Source organism: Sedimenticola selenatireducens, assembly GCF_007625115.1.
In the GTDB taxonomy this organism is placed as follows: domain Bacteria; phylum Pseudomonadota; class Gammaproteobacteria; order Chromatiales; family Chromatiaceae; genus Sedimenticola; species Sedimenticola selenatireducens_A.
In genome coordinates, this window is record NZ_VMNH01000004.1 from 303538 (window position 1) to 319433 (window position 15896).

The following is a 15896-nucleotide window of genomic DNA, read 5'->3' on the forward strand; positions in this document are numbered from 1 at the left end:
CATGAGCAGTGAACTCAACAAAAGGATTGCCCAGAAACTGGATGAGATGGCTGAAATACTGGAGCAACAATCAGCCAATCCATTTCGTATCCGCGCGTATAGAAGAGCAGCAGAGACGCTGAATCAGCTGGAAAAAGATGTCGGGGAGATTTTCAAGCAATCGGGTAGCAAGGGACTCATTGCTTTACCAAACATTGGTCAGGGTATCGCAACCACCATTGCCGAAATCATTCACACGGGCCACTGGTCTCAACTGGAACGCCTGCGTGGAAACCTGGATCCCATTCATCTTTTACAGACAGTTCCCGGCATTGGTGAAGAGCTTGCAAAGAATATCTATCAGCAGTTGCATATTGACTCCCTGGAAGCCCTTGAAGTGGCTGCCTATAACAGCACACTTGACAGCACGAAAGGCATTGGTAAACGCAGACTGGCCGCAATACGCGCTTCACTTACTGCCATACTTGGCCGCGCAAAAAGAACACATCAAGTCACCACCAGCACAGCGCCAAGCATTGCTCTTCTACTGGATATAGATCGCCTCTACCTGGAAAGCACGATAGCTGGAGCCTTGCCGCTGATTGCACCCAAGCGGTTTAATCCAACACATGAAGCGTGGCTACCGATCCTGCATACTGACCAAGACGGCTGGCACTTCACAGCACTCTACTCCAATTCAGCGCTTGCTCATCAATTGAACAAACAGCGGGATTGGGTGGTCATTTACTTTTACGATGACCACCATCAGGAAGGCCAGCATACGGTGGTCACAGAAACCCATGGCGACTTAAAGGGAAGACGGGTAGTGCGCGGCCGGGAAAGTGAGTGCAGTAATTTTTACATTGAGCCATCAACAACATGTAAACAGTAGTGAGTGGACTCATACTGCCCAGGTAAAAATCATAATTGTTTTACGTCAGTAGCCGATATAGATAGTTAGCTAGAGGTCAGTTGAGCGGATCAGAACCGATCCATCCTCTTCATAGGTATTACTTTCAATAAGCCTGCTTGCGGCCTCTTGTATAGCCATTCGATGTTGGGCTACGGATTGCATGGGGTCTTCGCGCGTGGCACCAAACTTATCAATCAAAATATCTAACGAAATTCGGCACAAAATGCGCTTTTTATCCACTTCAGCTGCAACAGTTGCCACTTTAGCAGTGGCATTCCAGCACTCTAATCGAGGGAACGAAACCTTTGTGCTTCCTGAAGCGGCTGATCCATGTCGGGTTAACTGCATATTAACTCCTGTGTATTTTGATAAAATTGCGTTGTGATTTTAGGATTCGTCTACACACTCCTCCTCATTTGAGGAGGATAAAAAGGCGACATCAGCCCTCCCTGGAAGAGAGGGTTATCCCTTATCCCATACTGCCCCCAACCCCAAAAACTCACCGTGTCCGATCATTACCAAGAAAAGGTGAAGAGGTCTCCTTCTTCGACTTTTTCGCGGCTCTTTTCTCCTGCAGTGTCATAGCTGGCTTTTTCTTCGCTTCTTTATTGCTCTGTTGTCCTTTACTCATGGTGCATACCTCTTACGGATTGTCTTGTTTCAGTCGGCCAATCTAGGCCAATACTCACTCCGAGGACGGTAATAGTGCATCCCGTGAAAATTGTTGGCATTCGGTCACAATACCGCCGCACGCAGTTCTCTTTGTAACATTATCGAGAAAAAAGTGACGGTTTTCGGCTCTATCACTGGTGATTTCATAACCGCTCAAGGCAGTTCGCGACTGCCGATTGATGGCGTAATCTCGAATACAGCGCGGTTAAGAGTAATCATTTCAGGCTTTATCTGCCGGATTATCTGTGTCACCTGTCCTTCGGAGGTAACAGCATGTTTTGCCATCAGAGAGGGGGGATATAGGTCCAATATAGCTTAATGAGCCTATAATAGCTGCTTTATTTTCTCACCATAAGGCAAGTGAACGGATTAGCAGAATAGTCTTACCATTCTTGACAGCCCCCTATAGAAGCGTTTCTGCCATCTTGTTTATTGCATCAAGAAGCTTACATTCATGGCAGCTTTATGAATCGCTAGGACTTACCAAGATTGTTGATATAATCGCCGTTGGTAATGAGGTTGTGGGATGATTTGCTGAGCCGATAATCAATATTGGACTTTCATTTAGGCTGCAGTGCCTTGTTAACCGTGCATCAGTCTAGCCAATGATTACACCCATAAAAGCCAGCCGTTTTGTAATGAACAAACAAAAAAATAACTGACCAAGTATTTTATAGTTAAACATGAACCCAGCAAATAATAGCCCAGATTTGCCATCCGTCGAAAAAGGCGCAAAAAGCTCGCTCATCTATGACACTCGATTTAAGTCACACTATTTATTGCCTAAATACTGGTCTACCTGGATCTTAGTATTGCTTTTATTTGTTGTCTCACGCCTCCCCGCCTCTGTTCAGGATACACTCTCGAATAAGCTGGGGGACCTGATGAGAAATTCAAATAAAAAGCGTCAACATATCGCACGCACAAATATTGAATTATGCTTCCCAGAGCTTGAGGCGGCAAAAAAAGAGGCCATTCTAAAGAACTGCTTTCAACATTACGTCAGAAGCATGCTGCATTATGGCCTTATATGGTGGGGCTCAAAGACACAACTTAAAAAGCGTATCTTGATTGTAGGCGAAGAGAATATCGAACGTTCACTGGCCAATAATCGTGCCATTATTTTCATGACGGCCCATAGCATGGGGCTTGAGGCCGCAGTATCTGCAATAACAATGAGACTCCCCATAACGGGTCCATTTAATCCCATGAAAAACAAACTGATAGACTGGTTTGTCGCCAAAGGTCGTGCGCGCCATGGCACGTTGATTTACACCCGAGACTCTGGCTTACGACCAATAATAAAAGATGTGCGTGCTGGTTGCGCCATGTTTTACTTGCCGGATGAAGACCTGGGTAAAGAGCGCTGCATTTTCGCCCCATTTTTTGGCCAGCAAAAAGCCAGTGTTCCTGTGTTAGGCCGGTTATCAAAAACATGCAAAGCGGATATTTTGCCCTGTATCTCCTGTTACGATGAGGAAACTCGACAATATCAGGTACATGTTTTACCGGCGATTAAGGATTTCCCCCAGGGGGATGATTTTGAAGATACGGTATTAATGAACCAATCACTTGAATCGATTATCCGGATATGCCCATCTCAATATTTATGGATAATGAAAATGTTTAAAACCCGGCCTGATGGCGCTGCCAATTTGTATTAGTCAGTGTCTTATCAAAATTTGGACCTCACCGCCAGATTGCGCACAACCCTCTCATTTTAATTTAACTACACTCTATTCCATCACTGTAAGGTGACTCTTTGTGAACTGAAACGCCCCGCTTGGCTTTAAAACAGTTAAGCTTAACGGGCAAAGAAAAGTAATTTTGTTCTTATTCGTCAGCATATAGATAAGCATACATTCTCTGTGTTTTCACGCTACCTAATACTGGCTACTATCACATCTCCTATAAAATGGTGTACCCATCATCTGATACGGTAGATCACTAGATATCAGTGATACAACAAGGAGGATGTATGCATTTGATTAAGCAAACTTTACTTTTCATAGCCGTTATATACTCCAGCATGGCTATCGCCAACGAGATGCCCAGATCGAAATCGCCTACAGGCGCATCTGTGTATATCGTGTCACCAACGAATGGCTCCACAGTATCCTCGACCTTCACCGTAATCTTTGGGCTTAAAGGCATGGGCGTGGCGCCAGCAGGTACTGAAAAAGAGGCTACCGGACATCATCATCTGTTAGTCGACGGCAAGATGATGCCACCTCTTGATCAACCACTCGGAAAGGAGATCAAGCATTTTGGTGCCGGACAGACAGAAACGGAACTCACACTGAGCCCAGGACCGCATACCTTGCAGCTGATACTGGGAGACAAAGGCCATATCCCTCATGATCCGCCAGTGGTTTCGCAGATAGTAACTATTAATGTGCAGTAGATAAGTTAAAGATACGTCCACTGCCTGAACATTAAGCAGTGGACGTAAGCGACAAGCTCTATTGAATTACCAAAGACAGTACTCTGGTCTAGTGAAGTTCTTTTGCCTCTCTCAACAGGATTTGATCGGCATCCAGCGAGGCTATAGTCACATCCGGTTGATCCGGAATTTCACCACTTAATTGCAATGCGAGATAACGCATACAACAGACACGAAGGAACGAGGTAAAATTCCCCAAGTCATGGCCGGCGTCTATAGACTCGTGATAAAGCCGGGTGATCATTTGCGGGACATTCATCCCATCTCGCTGAGCAATCTCTTCCAGCGTGCTCCAAAAATAGTTCTCCAAACGCACACTGGTCACCATGCCATCAATCCTTAATGACTTGGTACTACTGACCCAGTTATTCGCATTTGCATTGATGAAAAGTTTGCACATAGTTATCTCTGCAGGAAGTAGGATTTTGGTTTGATAGGCCTACACGCCCACCAAACCATCAATGATCTACCCTAGTTATAGTAGTCAGTCTGGAAATATTGCAAGCTGACTATCGCTTATCAAGCAAATCCATAAATTGTGCAAGCCAGGCGGGATGCGCAGGCCAGGCAGGTGCAGTGACCAGATTACCATCCGTTACTGCCGCATCAATAGCAATTTCAGCGTATTCACCACCTGCCATTTTCACCTCTGGCATACAGGCTGGATAGGCCGAACAACGCTTACCTTCCAAGACACCGGCAGTCGCTAATAGTTGCGCCCCATGACAAATTGCGGCGACTGGCTTATTCTCAACAAAAAAGTGTCGCACCATGGCATTCACTTTCTCATTCAGACGTAAGTACTCGGGCGCACGCCCACCTGGTATTACCAGCGCATCATAGTCCGCAGGATTAATCTCATCAAAACTGGCGTTGAGCGTAAAGTTGTGGCCTCGCTTCTCGGTATAGGTCTGATCACCCTCAAAGTCATGTATTGAAGTCGCGACAGTATCACCGCTTTTTTTGTCAGGGCATACCGCATGTACTGTATGACCCACGGCCTGAAGTGCCTGGAATGGCACCATCGTTTCGTAATCTTCCGTAAAATCACCCGTGATCATCAGAATTTTTTTATTTTGCATATCACTGCCTCCTATTGGTAATCGAGCCTGCAGACTAGCAGTTCGCTGCACCCAGGAGGTATTAAGCGACTACTACATAAAACCTTACTCTTAGGAGAGTGGCACTTACTTAAGCTCAAATGTAGGGTGGGTTAGCGTTTTTTGCGTAACCCACCAAGCGTTGCGTAGCAACACAAGTCGTTTGTTTAAGGTGTGCCTGACGGCACGGTTGGTGGGTTACCGCGCAAACAACGCGCCTAACCCATCCTACATTGGATACGAATCTGCTTAAGTAAGTGCCATTCGACTCTTAGAGTTATTTTACTCCACTGGCATTTTCAATCTACACCATCATAAAGATCCGTCATAAAGCAGAATTTCACTAAACCCTCACCCTTGAGTCATGCTTCCAAGCCTAAGAATAACCCTATATGCTTAGTGCGAAGCCGATCTGTTGACAAAGTATCACTCTGCATAATCAACGTTTGGCCTATCTGGAAAGATACCTGCAAGGATATTCAGCATGATAATTCGTTTTGCCGACATGGAGATCGACACCGAGCGCTATGAATTGCGCAGGAAAGGCGAGCGAATCGCGATTGAACCATTGGTGTTTGACCTACTGGTCCATTTTGTAACACACCCAAATACTGTTTTCAGTCGTGACGATCTTATTGAAGTCGTATGGAGCGGGAGAATCGTATCCGACTCAACGGTGGCAAGTTGTATTAAGTCCGCTCGAAAGGCATTAGGCGATAGTGGTAAACGGCAGATATATATCAAGACGTTACAACGACGTGGCTTTCAGTTTATTGGCATAATCGATAAAGACCAAGAGCCGTTTGCAGCACAAACCCGTAAATCGACAGCGCTTCGAGCAAAATATATCGAACCTTCGTTAATTGTTCTGCCCTTCAAAGCTATAACTGACCATCCTGCCATACATGTCTTCGCTGAAGGGCTGGTAGCCAACCTGGACGCGATACTGAATCGTATCCCCCTTTTACGTATCAGCTCACCAGCCTCCAGCTACGCTGATCGTGATGTTGCGCCGACCGCTCGAATAATCCATGAAGAAACGGGTGTTGATTATGTGCTTGAAGGTAATGTGCAAACACTTGATAATCAAATCAGAACAAACATCCAATTGGTAGACGCCAAATCTGGGTTTCGATTGTGGGCGGGACAATTTGAACAGCCACAGAATGATAATAAAGGCAATATGGACAGTGCCGTTATAGCTATCATTGCTAAACTGGAACCACAATTAAATCGCGCCATTTATAACAGCGTTAGAACCAACGAAGATGAGCCAAGCGCGCAAGCGTTATATCTCGAAGCCAGCGGTATTCTGGCACTGAAGGGTTGGCACATAGACACGTTCTCAGAAGCGGCCGACTTGCTACGTAGAAGCGCAGCACTCGACATGGATTTCGCCTTGGCGCCCGCTTATTTATCCTTGATTTTGGCATTAGGTCATCGCGTTGGACTGCTGGGTGAACGGGAGCAGACAAGGGAGGAAGCCATTCAAGCGGCCGAGCTTGCACTGCAACTGGATAATATGGATTCGACCGTATTGGGCTTTGCCGGCTGCGCGATGGCCGATCTTGGCCTGGTTAGCCGCGCCCTACCTATACTCAAGAATGCCGTTGAACTCAATCCAAACAACGCCCAAGCCTGGGCCGCACTCGGCTCCGCTTGCCTGATCGATAACAACCCGGAACTCGCCGTTACTTACCTGACTCGTGGGATTGACATGAGCCCACTGGATAATCGTCTAGCCGTATGGGAAGCGCTTCTGGCGTTGGCGTTGATGCTCACTCATGAGCTGGAGGCTGCTCAGGCTCGGGCGGAGCTTGCCTGTCAACGGGATGATCGAACCTACTTATCACGTGTAGTACTCGCTGCTGTATTGCTGTGCCGCAGAATGCCCGAAGCCGCACAACAGGCGCTGGCTGAAGCTTACAGGATCAAGCCCGACCTTTCAGACACAGAGATAGATGCGCTGATTACCGCCAAATTGGGAAAACAGTTACGGGCACTATGCTAAATATTTGGCATGACACTGCCCTTTTAGCTCGTCTACACAAGATCCCCATAAAACCTCCACATTAGCCACAAGCACGCCCCGCTTACCCTCACTAGTATTTCACTCAGTTGGTTCACAGCAGAACAATTCGACACCAACACACAAGTAAAATACCGAGGAGAACGTCATGACTAACACCGCTCACAATATCCAGCCACAAACACCAAATTACGATGTGATCAAGACCAAACAACAAATCGCCTGGGGTTCCGGTGATTATTCCCGGGTGGGTGTGACCCTGCAGATTTCAGGGGAACAGCTGTGTGAGGCCATGGATCTCCATGCGGGACAGAGTGTCCTGGATGTTGCCGGTGGTAATGGGAATGCGAGCCTGGCTGCCGCACGACGTTTTTGTAAAGTAATTTCCACCGATTATGTTCCAACACTTCTTGCTCACTCCCAACGGCGAGCTGAAGCAGATGGCCTGGCGATCGAATATCAGCAAGCCGATGCAGAAGCACTGCCCTTCTCGGACAATAGTTTTGACAATGTCATTTCAACCTTTGGCGTGATGTTTACACCCAATCAATCACAAGCGGCGTCTGAGTTGATTCGTGTTTGTAAACCTGGTGGAAAGATTGGCATGGCGAATTGGACACCTGGGGGGTTTATCGGCGAATTGTTTAAGATCATCGGTCAGTACATCTCACCACCCTCCGGTGTAAATTCACCCTCCACATGGGGAACGACAACATTTCTGGAAAACAACTTCGGTCCACATACGGCGCAGATAAAGAGTGAATCGCGCCATTTTACCTTTCGATATCAATCACCCCAACATTGGCTCGACTTGTTCGCCACCTATTACGGGCCCCTGTTGAAGACCTTTGAATCGCTTGATGAATCCACGGGTGCAAAGTTAAGCACCGATGTTTTGAACTTGATTCAGCGGTTCAACAAGGCTGATGACGGGACAATGGTGGTCCCATCAGAGTATCTGGAGATCGTAGCCGTTAAGTAAGCCTATGTGGCTGAAATCTATCGAGCACACCCTTATCAAATTACTGTGAGGCGTAAAACAATGACCCATCAAGACAACATGACCGTCCGTGATCGGCAGGACCCATTACGTGAACGTTATAATGATAACCCCCAGGAAGCCGCTATCACCGACCGGGCTAAAACATCAGGAGGTAGCACAAGCGACCCCTTTCATGGAATGGTCCAGCCCGGCAAACCAGACTATGGTGTGTCGTGGCCATTTGGTATTCACTATGCTGTAGGCGGTTACCACGACGCACCCAATCCGGGTGATCTGCTTTCCGCGGCCCTGGCGGCTTGCCTGGATTCGACGCTGCGTATTATTGCCAATCGAATGGGGGTATCGCTGACATCGCTAGAAGTAGAGGTCATAGCCGACATAGATGTGCGCGGCACACTTCTTGTTGACCGAAGCGTTCCCGTCGGTTTCCAGAAGATGCAATGCCGTGTTAATTTCCAGGCGGCAGAAGGTACTGATGCCAGGCTTATTGAAAAACTCGCAGCCGCTTCAGAGCACAGTTGTATTGTCCTGCAGACATTACGTACCGGAATTTCTGTTGAGACGAGCTTTAACGCAGCGTCACGGACAGACAGCTCGTAAAAGTTTTTGTAGCGGCATAATAGATTAATATCCTGCCATAGATAGCCGCCTTTATAGCATTGGCGGCTATCTGCAGGCCTATAGATCTATATATGATTACTCATGCGATAGCAACACTACTACCTGATATTGCGCATCACTCAGTTCGCTCAGGTAAACCCCATCAGCCCCGGCAACCACAAAACAATACCCGGCAACATGATGAGTACGGCAATCGTGATGACATCCGCCACGAAAAACGGCGTGCAGCCACGAAATACATCCTGCACAGAACATTCTGGCCGGACTCCGGCAACCACAAAACAGTTAAGACCGATGGGCGGTGTTATCAGGCAGAGCTCGGCCATCTTCACGACAATAATGCCAAACCAGATGGAGCAACCAACAGCTGACACCCCAAAGGCAGAATCGGCAGCTGTTACCGCATCACCCCCATTGAGTGCCATCACCGCCGGATAGACTACAGGCAGGGTAAGTAGCAGCATACCAATGGCATCCATAAACATGCCCAGTACGGCATAGGCGCAAAGGATCATCAGAAAGGTGATCATAGGACTCTGATCCAGGCCAGTGATCCAATCTGAAAAGGCACTCGGTAGATCTGCAAAGCCCAGGAAGCGGACATACAGGAGCACACCCCAGATAATGGTAAAGATCATCACCGTTAGCTTAGCCGTTTCCAATAGCGACTCTTTCAGGGCGTGCATGCGCATCCCTTTGTAGAGTGCGATAATCAAAATCATCAGGGCACCCAAAGAGCCGGCCTCAGTCGGTGTCCCTACACCGCCATAGATGCAGATCACGATAATGGCCACAACAAAAAAGATGGGAAAGGAACCGGGAAGGGATTCAAAACGCTCCTTCCAGCTAAAACCGGTGACAGGTGGACCAAAGTCTTTTCGCGTCACTGCCAATAACACGACCAACCCACCATAAATCAAAGCCGATACCGCACCCGGGAGAAACCCTGCCATCAGCAGCGCACCTACATCCTGCTCAACGATAATGGCGTAGATAACAAGAATGGCAGAAGGTGGAATCAAAGAGGCCAACGTACCACCTGCGGCAACCACCCCCGCAGCGAAACGTTTGTCGTAACCCAACTTCAGCATTTCGGGAATAGCAATACGGGCAAACACCGCTGAGGTCGCGACAGAGGCACCGGATACCGCTGCAAATCCGGCTGTTGAGAAAACCGTCGCCACACCCATTCCTCCGGGCAACCAACCAACCCAGCGTTTGGCCGCCTCAAACAGTGCACGAGTCAAGCCAGCGTGATAGGCGAGAAAACCAATCAGTATAAAAGTTGGAATCAGTGACAACGCCAAGGTAGAGACCTTGGAATGAGGAATCGTTCCCGCCATTTTAACGGCAACCAGAAAGCCTTTTTCAAAACCCATCTTGGCAGAAAAGATCCATACCAACCCGATAAAACCGGCAATAGCCGCGGCGAAGGCCACTCGCACACCGATCACAACCAATAAAAGCATCACACCAGTGACCCAGATACCGATACTGATGTTGTCCATTGCACCCATCGTTTCAAAGAGACCCATTACTTAGCCTCCTCTTCCGTCAATGAGCCCATGACAGCTTCGGCCTCTTTGGCAGCAACTGTGGCCGCATCTTCAATCAGTGGAACGGCAATCGGCTCATCGTCACCCTGTTTCACCGCCCTGAGATATCCCCAGATTTGTAGCATCAGTCTTAATGCAAGAATACTCAACGCCACAGGCACAACAAGCTTTGCAGGCCAGGTGGGAAGATCAATATCTAATGAAGAGTCACCAATCTGAAAGGCACGATAAAAATGCAGATACGATCCATAGATTAATACCAGCGTTACTCCCAACATAAGCAGAACCGAGATGAACTCACTGAGCCAGAGTAGCCTACCCTTAAGATGACCCACTAACATATCCATGCGTATGTGCCCACCCATTCGCTGGGTATAGGCAATACCGAGAAAGGCAAAAAAGGCCATCGCTTGTTCTACCCAATCGACATAACCATTAATCGGCAGATCAAACAGCCAGCGCCCCAACACATTGACTGAGGCAAGGAATACCAACAGTAGAATGACAATGCCCCCGAGCAGGGTCAGCACAGTCTCAAAACGAAACAAGGTACGATCGGCCCAACTCAGTCTGGAACCATCTTCCAGCACGGTAGAGGATGAAGACATGGCTTACTCACAGCATTCAGTTAAAACAAATCTGCAACACGGCATTACCGCGATGATGAAGCATCCGTGTCGAATGATGCGACACGGACGCCCATTACTTACAAACGCTATTTGGCAAACTGAGCCTTGGTAAAATCAAGCACGGCTTGTGCATCAAAATCACCACTATTTTCTTTCACCCACTCTGCTCTTACTGACTCAGCCAAGGTATTCAGTTCAGCGGTCTGTTCAGCTGTAAAAGTCACCTGGGTCAAGCCCGACTCCTTGATCGCCGCTTCATATTTCCCCGTCGTATTGTTGTCATAATTGTTCACATAATAGGCCAACGCTTCATCCACCGAACCAAGCAAGGCCGCTTTATGTTCAGGACTCAGAGCATTCAGTGCATCGGTGTTAACAATGACAGGGCAATTGGCCGTACCCAGATTGAGATTGGTCGTTGCCCACTTGCCCACCTTGTAAGAGTTGGTTGCGAGATGAGCGTGTGGTGCAAAGGATGCTGCATCGATTACACCGGAGTCCATCGATTGGCGTACTTCGGTAAAGGGGACTCCTGTACTGACTGCACCCAGTTTTGAGAGTACCCCCATAATGCCACCCGGTCCCCTGACACGCAGACCTGAAAAATCAGCGAGTTGATTCAATGCATCACTCTTACTGACAATATTGTACTGAGGCATGGGAGTTGGCATCAGCAAGGTGGCATTCCATCTTGCCAGGTCTTTGACAACCAGCGGGTGTTTGAACAATTCCATGTAGATCTCGGTCATTCGAGTGAGCGTTACGTCACGAGAAAAAGGCAGTTCTGCAACAGTGATGGTTGGATTCTTTTTGCTGTGATAGAACGCGCAGGTCTGCGCCATTTCAAAAGCGCCAATAGAGATACCATCAAGATTCTCTTTAGCCTTTGATAACCCTCCATAAGAGATATTCAGTTTAAAATCACCGTTGGTTTTCTGAGCAACCAGCTCTGCCAGCTTCTCCAGATTTTCGGTAAAGGCCCGGCGCTTACCCCAGGTTGATACATTCCATTCTGTCGCTGCTGCAACCTCACCCGCTACAAAACTTGCCGCCAGCGCACTGATCAGTGCCAGTTTCTTCATCTGCATCTCAAATCTCCTCCGATCTATTTATGGATAGCCAGCGTGATACCAGCCAAACTCCCGGAGGTTAGTTCAAGATTCAGGCCAGGAGTACCATAACTAGATTATCTTATTGTTTTTACTGGTTTTTATATATCCGTCTCTCACAGGCATAGTGGGCAGCCCGGCGCTTCACATGGGATACAGGCCAAATTTGGCCTATCATATTTGACGCTATGAGCCTAATCTTGCCGATGACGTCGTAATTACTCGGTCTAGAGGGTGGTTCAATTTGTGCATTCTTTTCTGCTGTTCGGAATTCTTACTAACACGCCAAAACAGCCACCGGGATCGTTTGGATGAATCATTCAACAGCTGCAGTTGTGACTACTGAGGGTCACAAATCACCGCTGGGCAAGTATCTGCTGATACTGGTTACGACCTTGATATTGGGTTCACTTCTTTCAATTGGACTTACGCAATGGACTGAACAGCAACACTTCGAATCCCTTGACCAGCAAGGCAATGCACGACTAGAGCTTTATGCTTCGACAGTGCAAGCGGCAAAACAACGTTTTGACTACCTGCCCTATATTGTCTCCCGCGATCAGCAGGTAGGCTTGCTGTTATCGGAAAGAAGAGATCAACTGGCGGTTAATAAAAAACTGAAATCCTGGCAGATCGAGTCAGGAGCTGCAGTGCTCTATCTCATGGATCAAACAGGTGAGGTAGTTGCATCGAGCAACTGGCAAGAGCAAAAAAGCTTTGTCGGTAACAATTATCACTTTCGCCCCTACTTTCAAGATGCGATTGCAGGTAACACAGGGCAGTTTTTTGCGGTAGGCGCCAGCACAGGTGAGCCAGGCCTCTTTCTCTCAAGACCCGTCTTTCAGGGCAAGCAGATCATTGGCGTCGCTGTCGTCAAAATCGACATGACGCAATTAGAGCATGACTGGACGCGAGGAGGCGAACGGGTGCTGGTCGCTGATAATGACGGCATTATCTTTCTCTCCAGCAATCCACAGTGGAAGTACAACAGTCTGAGCATGATTGATGCATCCACACTTGACCGACTGACCGCAGAAAAAAAATACGGCAGCAGTCTCATTACACCGCTGAATATTCTGGAGCAGAAAGTTTCACCACTAGGTCATCGCATCATAAAACTGGCTAGAGATAACCAATCTACCAGCGAAGACAAAAACTTCCTGCTACATCAGCGCCCAATCAGTGATCTGAACTGGACCCTGTATTACCTCTCTGACCTGACTGACTTGGCTAGCAGAAAACGCTCTGCCCTCCTCATTGGCATGCTCTTCACCATCCTGCTCATTCTACTGACTGTAATTATAGTTAATCGCTCACAGAGTAGACGCTTACTCGAAGTACGCGTTGCCAAACGTACTCAGGCGTTAAACGAAACCAATAGCCAACTGATTAAAGAGATCAACAGTCGCATTCAAACTGAGGAGCAGTTAAGGCAGACGCATGAAGAGTTGATACAGGCTGAAAAACTGGCCGCTCTGGGTCAAATGTCTGCGGGAATTGTACATGAAATCAGTCAACCGCTTTCGGCCATGCAGACCTTTGCGGCGAGCGCACGCCTGTTGCTACAGCGGGAAGATAAACAGAGTGCACTTGAGAATCTCGATGATATCAGCAACATGATTCGCCGAGTCTCTAGCATCGTGTCACATCTGAAAAACTTCGCCAGTAAATCACGTGACATTACGACATCGATAGAAATCAACAACGTCATCAATAATGCCCTGCTGATACTGCGCCCCCGTCTTGATAAGGCCACACTTGTGCTCGACATCCAGCCGACAAAGTCTCCTTGTTTTGTAGTCGCAGATGAGATCAAGCTTGAACAGATACTGATTAATTTGATCCGCAATGCACTGGATGCCATGGAGCAATCTGGCCAAGAACCACCACATCAACTGCGCATCTGGATAGAATCGAATGATGAAAAGACCGATCTGCTGATTGCGGATAACGGTCCCGGAATCGATCCCGATGATCTACCTCGTGTGTTTGATCCTTTCTTCACCACCAAGCCACCCGGAGAAGGATTGGGGCTCGGCCTCTCAGTATCTTATGGCATTGCCAAGGCCTTTGGTGGCGACCTCACTGTGGTCGAGCACACAGCAGAAGGCACCTTATTTAAATTATCTCTGGACACTGCACCCGCACCGGAAAGCCTCCATGATTAATCATAACGATCATTCTCAAACAGAATACAGTGACCAACCGCAGATCATACTGGTGGATGATGATGCAGCCGTACTCAAAGCGACCAGCCAGTGGCTGCGTCTGGCCGGCATGTCGGTAGAAACCTTTGCTCGTGCAGAAACGGCCCTGGAGCAAATTGCCACTAAATCACCGGATGTTATTGTCTCTGATATAAAAATGCCCGGCATGGATGGATTGACGCTAGCCAGAAGATGCGCCGATATCGATCCAGACTTGCCTGTAATACTCATTACGGCTCATGGCGACATAAAGATGGCTGTTAAAGCGATACGCGATGGAGCCTATGATTTTATGGAAAAACCGGTTGAACCGGAACTGCTGACTGACCGCATTCAAAGAGCCTGGGAAAAACGTCAGCTGATCTTAGAGAACCAAAAACTAAAGCGGATTGTTGATCGAGGGGCCAGCCTGGAACACCGACTACTTGGACGCTCTCCCGTTATTCGACAATTACGTCAGCAGATTGTGCAACTCGCCGCCACGCCTGTAGACACAGTCATCAACGGAGCTACCGGAACGGGCAAAGAGCTCGTCGCCCAGTGCCTGCACGAATGGAGTCCTCGCTCTGAAGGTCCCTTTGTTGCAGTTAACTGCGGTGCTATTCCAGACACCTTGTTCGAGAGCGAACTGTTCGGCCATGAAAAAGGAGCCTTTACCGGCGCCTCAGAAAAACGTATTGGAAAAATAGAATACGCCATGGGCGGCACCCTGTTTCTGGATGAGATCGAGAGCATGCCACTCAACTTTCAGATCAAGTTATTGAGGGTTCTACAAGAGCGGAAACTGGAACGGCTCGGCTCCAACAAAACAATCGATCTCGACATCTGGATTATTGCTGCGACCAAGGTAAACCTGGAAAGCGCTTCAGCCGAGGGAGATTTCAGGGAAGATCTCTACTACCGATTCAATGTCGCAGAACTGTTTATACCCAGGCTGAGCGAACGACAGCAGGACATACCCCTGCTCTTTAGTCACTTCGCCCAGAAGGCCGCCTATCAATTTGAACGACCCTATATGCCACCTACAGATGATGACCTGACCAGCCTGATCGAATACCCCTGGCAAGGCAATGTGCGCCAATTAAAAAACATCGCAGAGCGTTACGTTCTGGGTGTTGGCGCCACCCGCAGTATCCGTTCGTTGTTAGGAGGAAATGATGCGACGATCAATACGCCCTCAAGTAACGGACTCAATGAGCGGGTACAACAATTCGAAGCGCAACTCATCATCCAGTCCCTGCAAAAACACAAAGGCAACATCAGTGAAGTGATGGAGGATCTCACCCTTCCCCGCCGAACCTTAAATAACAAAATGATCCAGTATGAGATCAAGCGAAAGGATTATCTCTAGTTGATGAGTCACACAGGGCACATACATTAAAGAAAGGGGTTCTTATAACTCCTTTTCTTTGATAATCTATAAACACTTTAAGGACTATTCAATTGAGGCAGGATGCTATTCACCCACACCCCTATTCATAACCGTGGAAAGTGGGCACATTATCTCTGTCCACGCGGGGTTAGTGGCAACGTGGGCACGGAAACGCGCCCACCTATCGGATACGTAAACCTCTTTATGCCAGCCTTGCTATATCAAATATGCATCAAATCATTAACCACTAGAGCTTGATCTAA

15 protein-coding genes are annotated in these 15896 nt (G+C 47.9%); 8 read left to right on the top strand and 7 right to left on the bottom strand.

Going from position 1 to position 15896, the window contains the following annotated elements:
* Position 1: 1 nt before the first annotated feature.
* Positions 2-871, top strand: a complete 870-nt coding sequence (locus FHP88_RS03470; RefSeq protein ID WP_144357596.1) for a helix-hairpin-helix domain-containing protein — start codon at positions 2-4, stop codon at positions 869-871.
* A gap of 69 nt (positions 872-940) precedes the next feature.
* On the opposite strand, the gene FHP88_RS03475 is transcribed toward FHP88_RS03470, so the two are convergent.
* Both FHP88_RS03475 and FHP88_RS19320 read right to left on the bottom strand, forming a co-directional pair.
* Positions 941-1240, bottom strand: coding sequence for a DUF1488 family protein (locus FHP88_RS03475; RefSeq protein WP_144357597.1), 300 nt, complete (start codon positions 1238-1240; stop codon positions 941-943).
* A gap of 151 nt (positions 1241-1391) precedes the next feature.
* Positions 1392-1523 carry a hypothetical protein gene (locus FHP88_RS19320; protein WP_260843149.1) on the bottom strand — a complete coding sequence of 44 codons (132 nt, stop codon included), beginning with the start codon at positions 1521-1523 and terminating at the stop codon, positions 1392-1394.
* A 724-nt stretch (positions 1524-2247) separates the two neighbouring features.
* Here FHP88_RS19320 and FHP88_RS03480 point away from each other — a divergent pair.
* Entirely contained in the window at positions 2248-3228 is a 981-nt protein-coding gene (locus FHP88_RS03480; RefSeq protein WP_144357598.1) for a hypothetical protein, read from the top strand.
* A 365-nt stretch (positions 3229-3593) separates the two neighbouring features.
* Positions 3594-3968 carry a DUF4399 domain-containing protein gene (locus FHP88_RS03485; RefSeq protein WP_420492989.1) on the top strand — a complete coding sequence of 125 codons (375 nt, stop codon included), beginning with the start codon at positions 3594-3596 and terminating at the stop codon, positions 3966-3968.
* A gap of 88 nt (positions 3969-4056) precedes the next feature.
* Here FHP88_RS03485 and FHP88_RS03490 read toward each other — a convergent pair whose 3' ends face one another.
* Together FHP88_RS03490 and FHP88_RS03495 are read right to left on the bottom strand one after the other, a co-directional pair.
* Positions 4057-4407: a ribbon-helix-helix domain-containing protein gene (locus tag FHP88_RS03490; RefSeq protein WP_144357600.1), complete on the bottom strand. Its 351-nt coding sequence runs from the start codon at positions 4405-4407 to the stop codon at positions 4057-4059.
* A gap of 109 nt (positions 4408-4516) precedes the next feature.
* The gene (locus FHP88_RS03495) at positions 4517-5089 is read right to left on the bottom strand and encodes a DJ-1/PfpI family protein (RefSeq protein WP_144357601.1); all 573 of its coding nucleotides are present in this window, start codon (positions 5087-5089) and stop codon (positions 4517-4519) included.
* A gap of 502 nt (positions 5090-5591) precedes the next feature.
* On the opposite strand from FHP88_RS03495, the gene FHP88_RS03500 reads away from it, so the two are divergent.
* The 3 genes from FHP88_RS03500 (at position 5592) to FHP88_RS03510 (ending at position 8739) form a co-directional block, all read left to right on the top strand.
* On the top strand, positions 5592-7118 hold the full coding sequence (locus FHP88_RS03500) for a winged helix-turn-helix domain-containing tetratricopeptide repeat protein (protein WP_144357602.1): 1527 nt from the start codon (positions 5592-5594) through the stop codon (positions 7116-7118).
* A 166-nt stretch (positions 7119-7284) separates the two neighbouring features.
* Positions 7285-8118, top strand: coding sequence for a class I SAM-dependent methyltransferase (locus FHP88_RS03505; protein WP_144357603.1), 834 nt, complete (start codon positions 7285-7287; stop codon positions 8116-8118).
* Positions 8119-8178: 60 nt separating this feature from the next.
* Positions 8179-8739, top strand: a complete 561-nt coding sequence (locus tag FHP88_RS03510) for an OsmC family protein (protein WP_144357604.1) — start codon at positions 8179-8181, stop codon at positions 8737-8739.
* Between the two features lie 149 nt (positions 8740-8888).
* Here FHP88_RS03510 and FHP88_RS03515 read toward each other — a convergent pair whose 3' ends face one another.
* The 3 genes from FHP88_RS03515 to dctP form a co-directional block, all read right to left on the bottom strand.
* On the bottom strand, positions 8889-10295 hold the full coding sequence (locus FHP88_RS03515) for a TRAP transporter large permease (RefSeq protein WP_335341549.1): 1407 nt from the start codon (positions 10293-10295) through the stop codon (positions 8889-8891).
* Positions 10295-10924, bottom strand: coding sequence for a TRAP transporter small permease subunit (locus FHP88_RS03520; RefSeq protein WP_144357605.1), 630 nt, complete (start codon positions 10922-10924; stop codon positions 10295-10297). The genes FHP88_RS03515 and FHP88_RS03520 overlap by 1 nt, the downstream gene beginning before the upstream one ends.
* A 107-nt stretch (positions 10925-11031) precedes the next feature.
* A complete protein-coding gene (dctP, locus tag FHP88_RS03525; protein WP_313957278.1) occupies positions 11032-12033 on the bottom strand; it encodes a TRAP transporter substrate-binding protein DctP in 1002 nt (333 codons plus the stop codon).
* 332 nt (positions 12034-12365) lie between these two features.
* Between dctP and FHP88_RS03530 the strand changes: the two genes are divergently transcribed.
* Both FHP88_RS03530 and FHP88_RS03535 read left to right on the top strand, forming a co-directional pair.
* Entirely contained in the window at positions 12366-14222 is a 1857-nt protein-coding gene (locus tag FHP88_RS03530) for an ATP-binding protein (protein ID WP_144357606.1), read from the top strand.
* Positions 14215-15612, top strand: coding sequence for a sigma-54-dependent transcriptional regulator (locus FHP88_RS03535; protein WP_144357607.1), 1398 nt, complete (start codon positions 14215-14217; stop codon positions 15610-15612). The genes FHP88_RS03530 and FHP88_RS03535 overlap by 8 nt, the downstream gene beginning before the upstream one ends.
* Positions 15613-15896 lie beyond the last annotated feature (284 nt).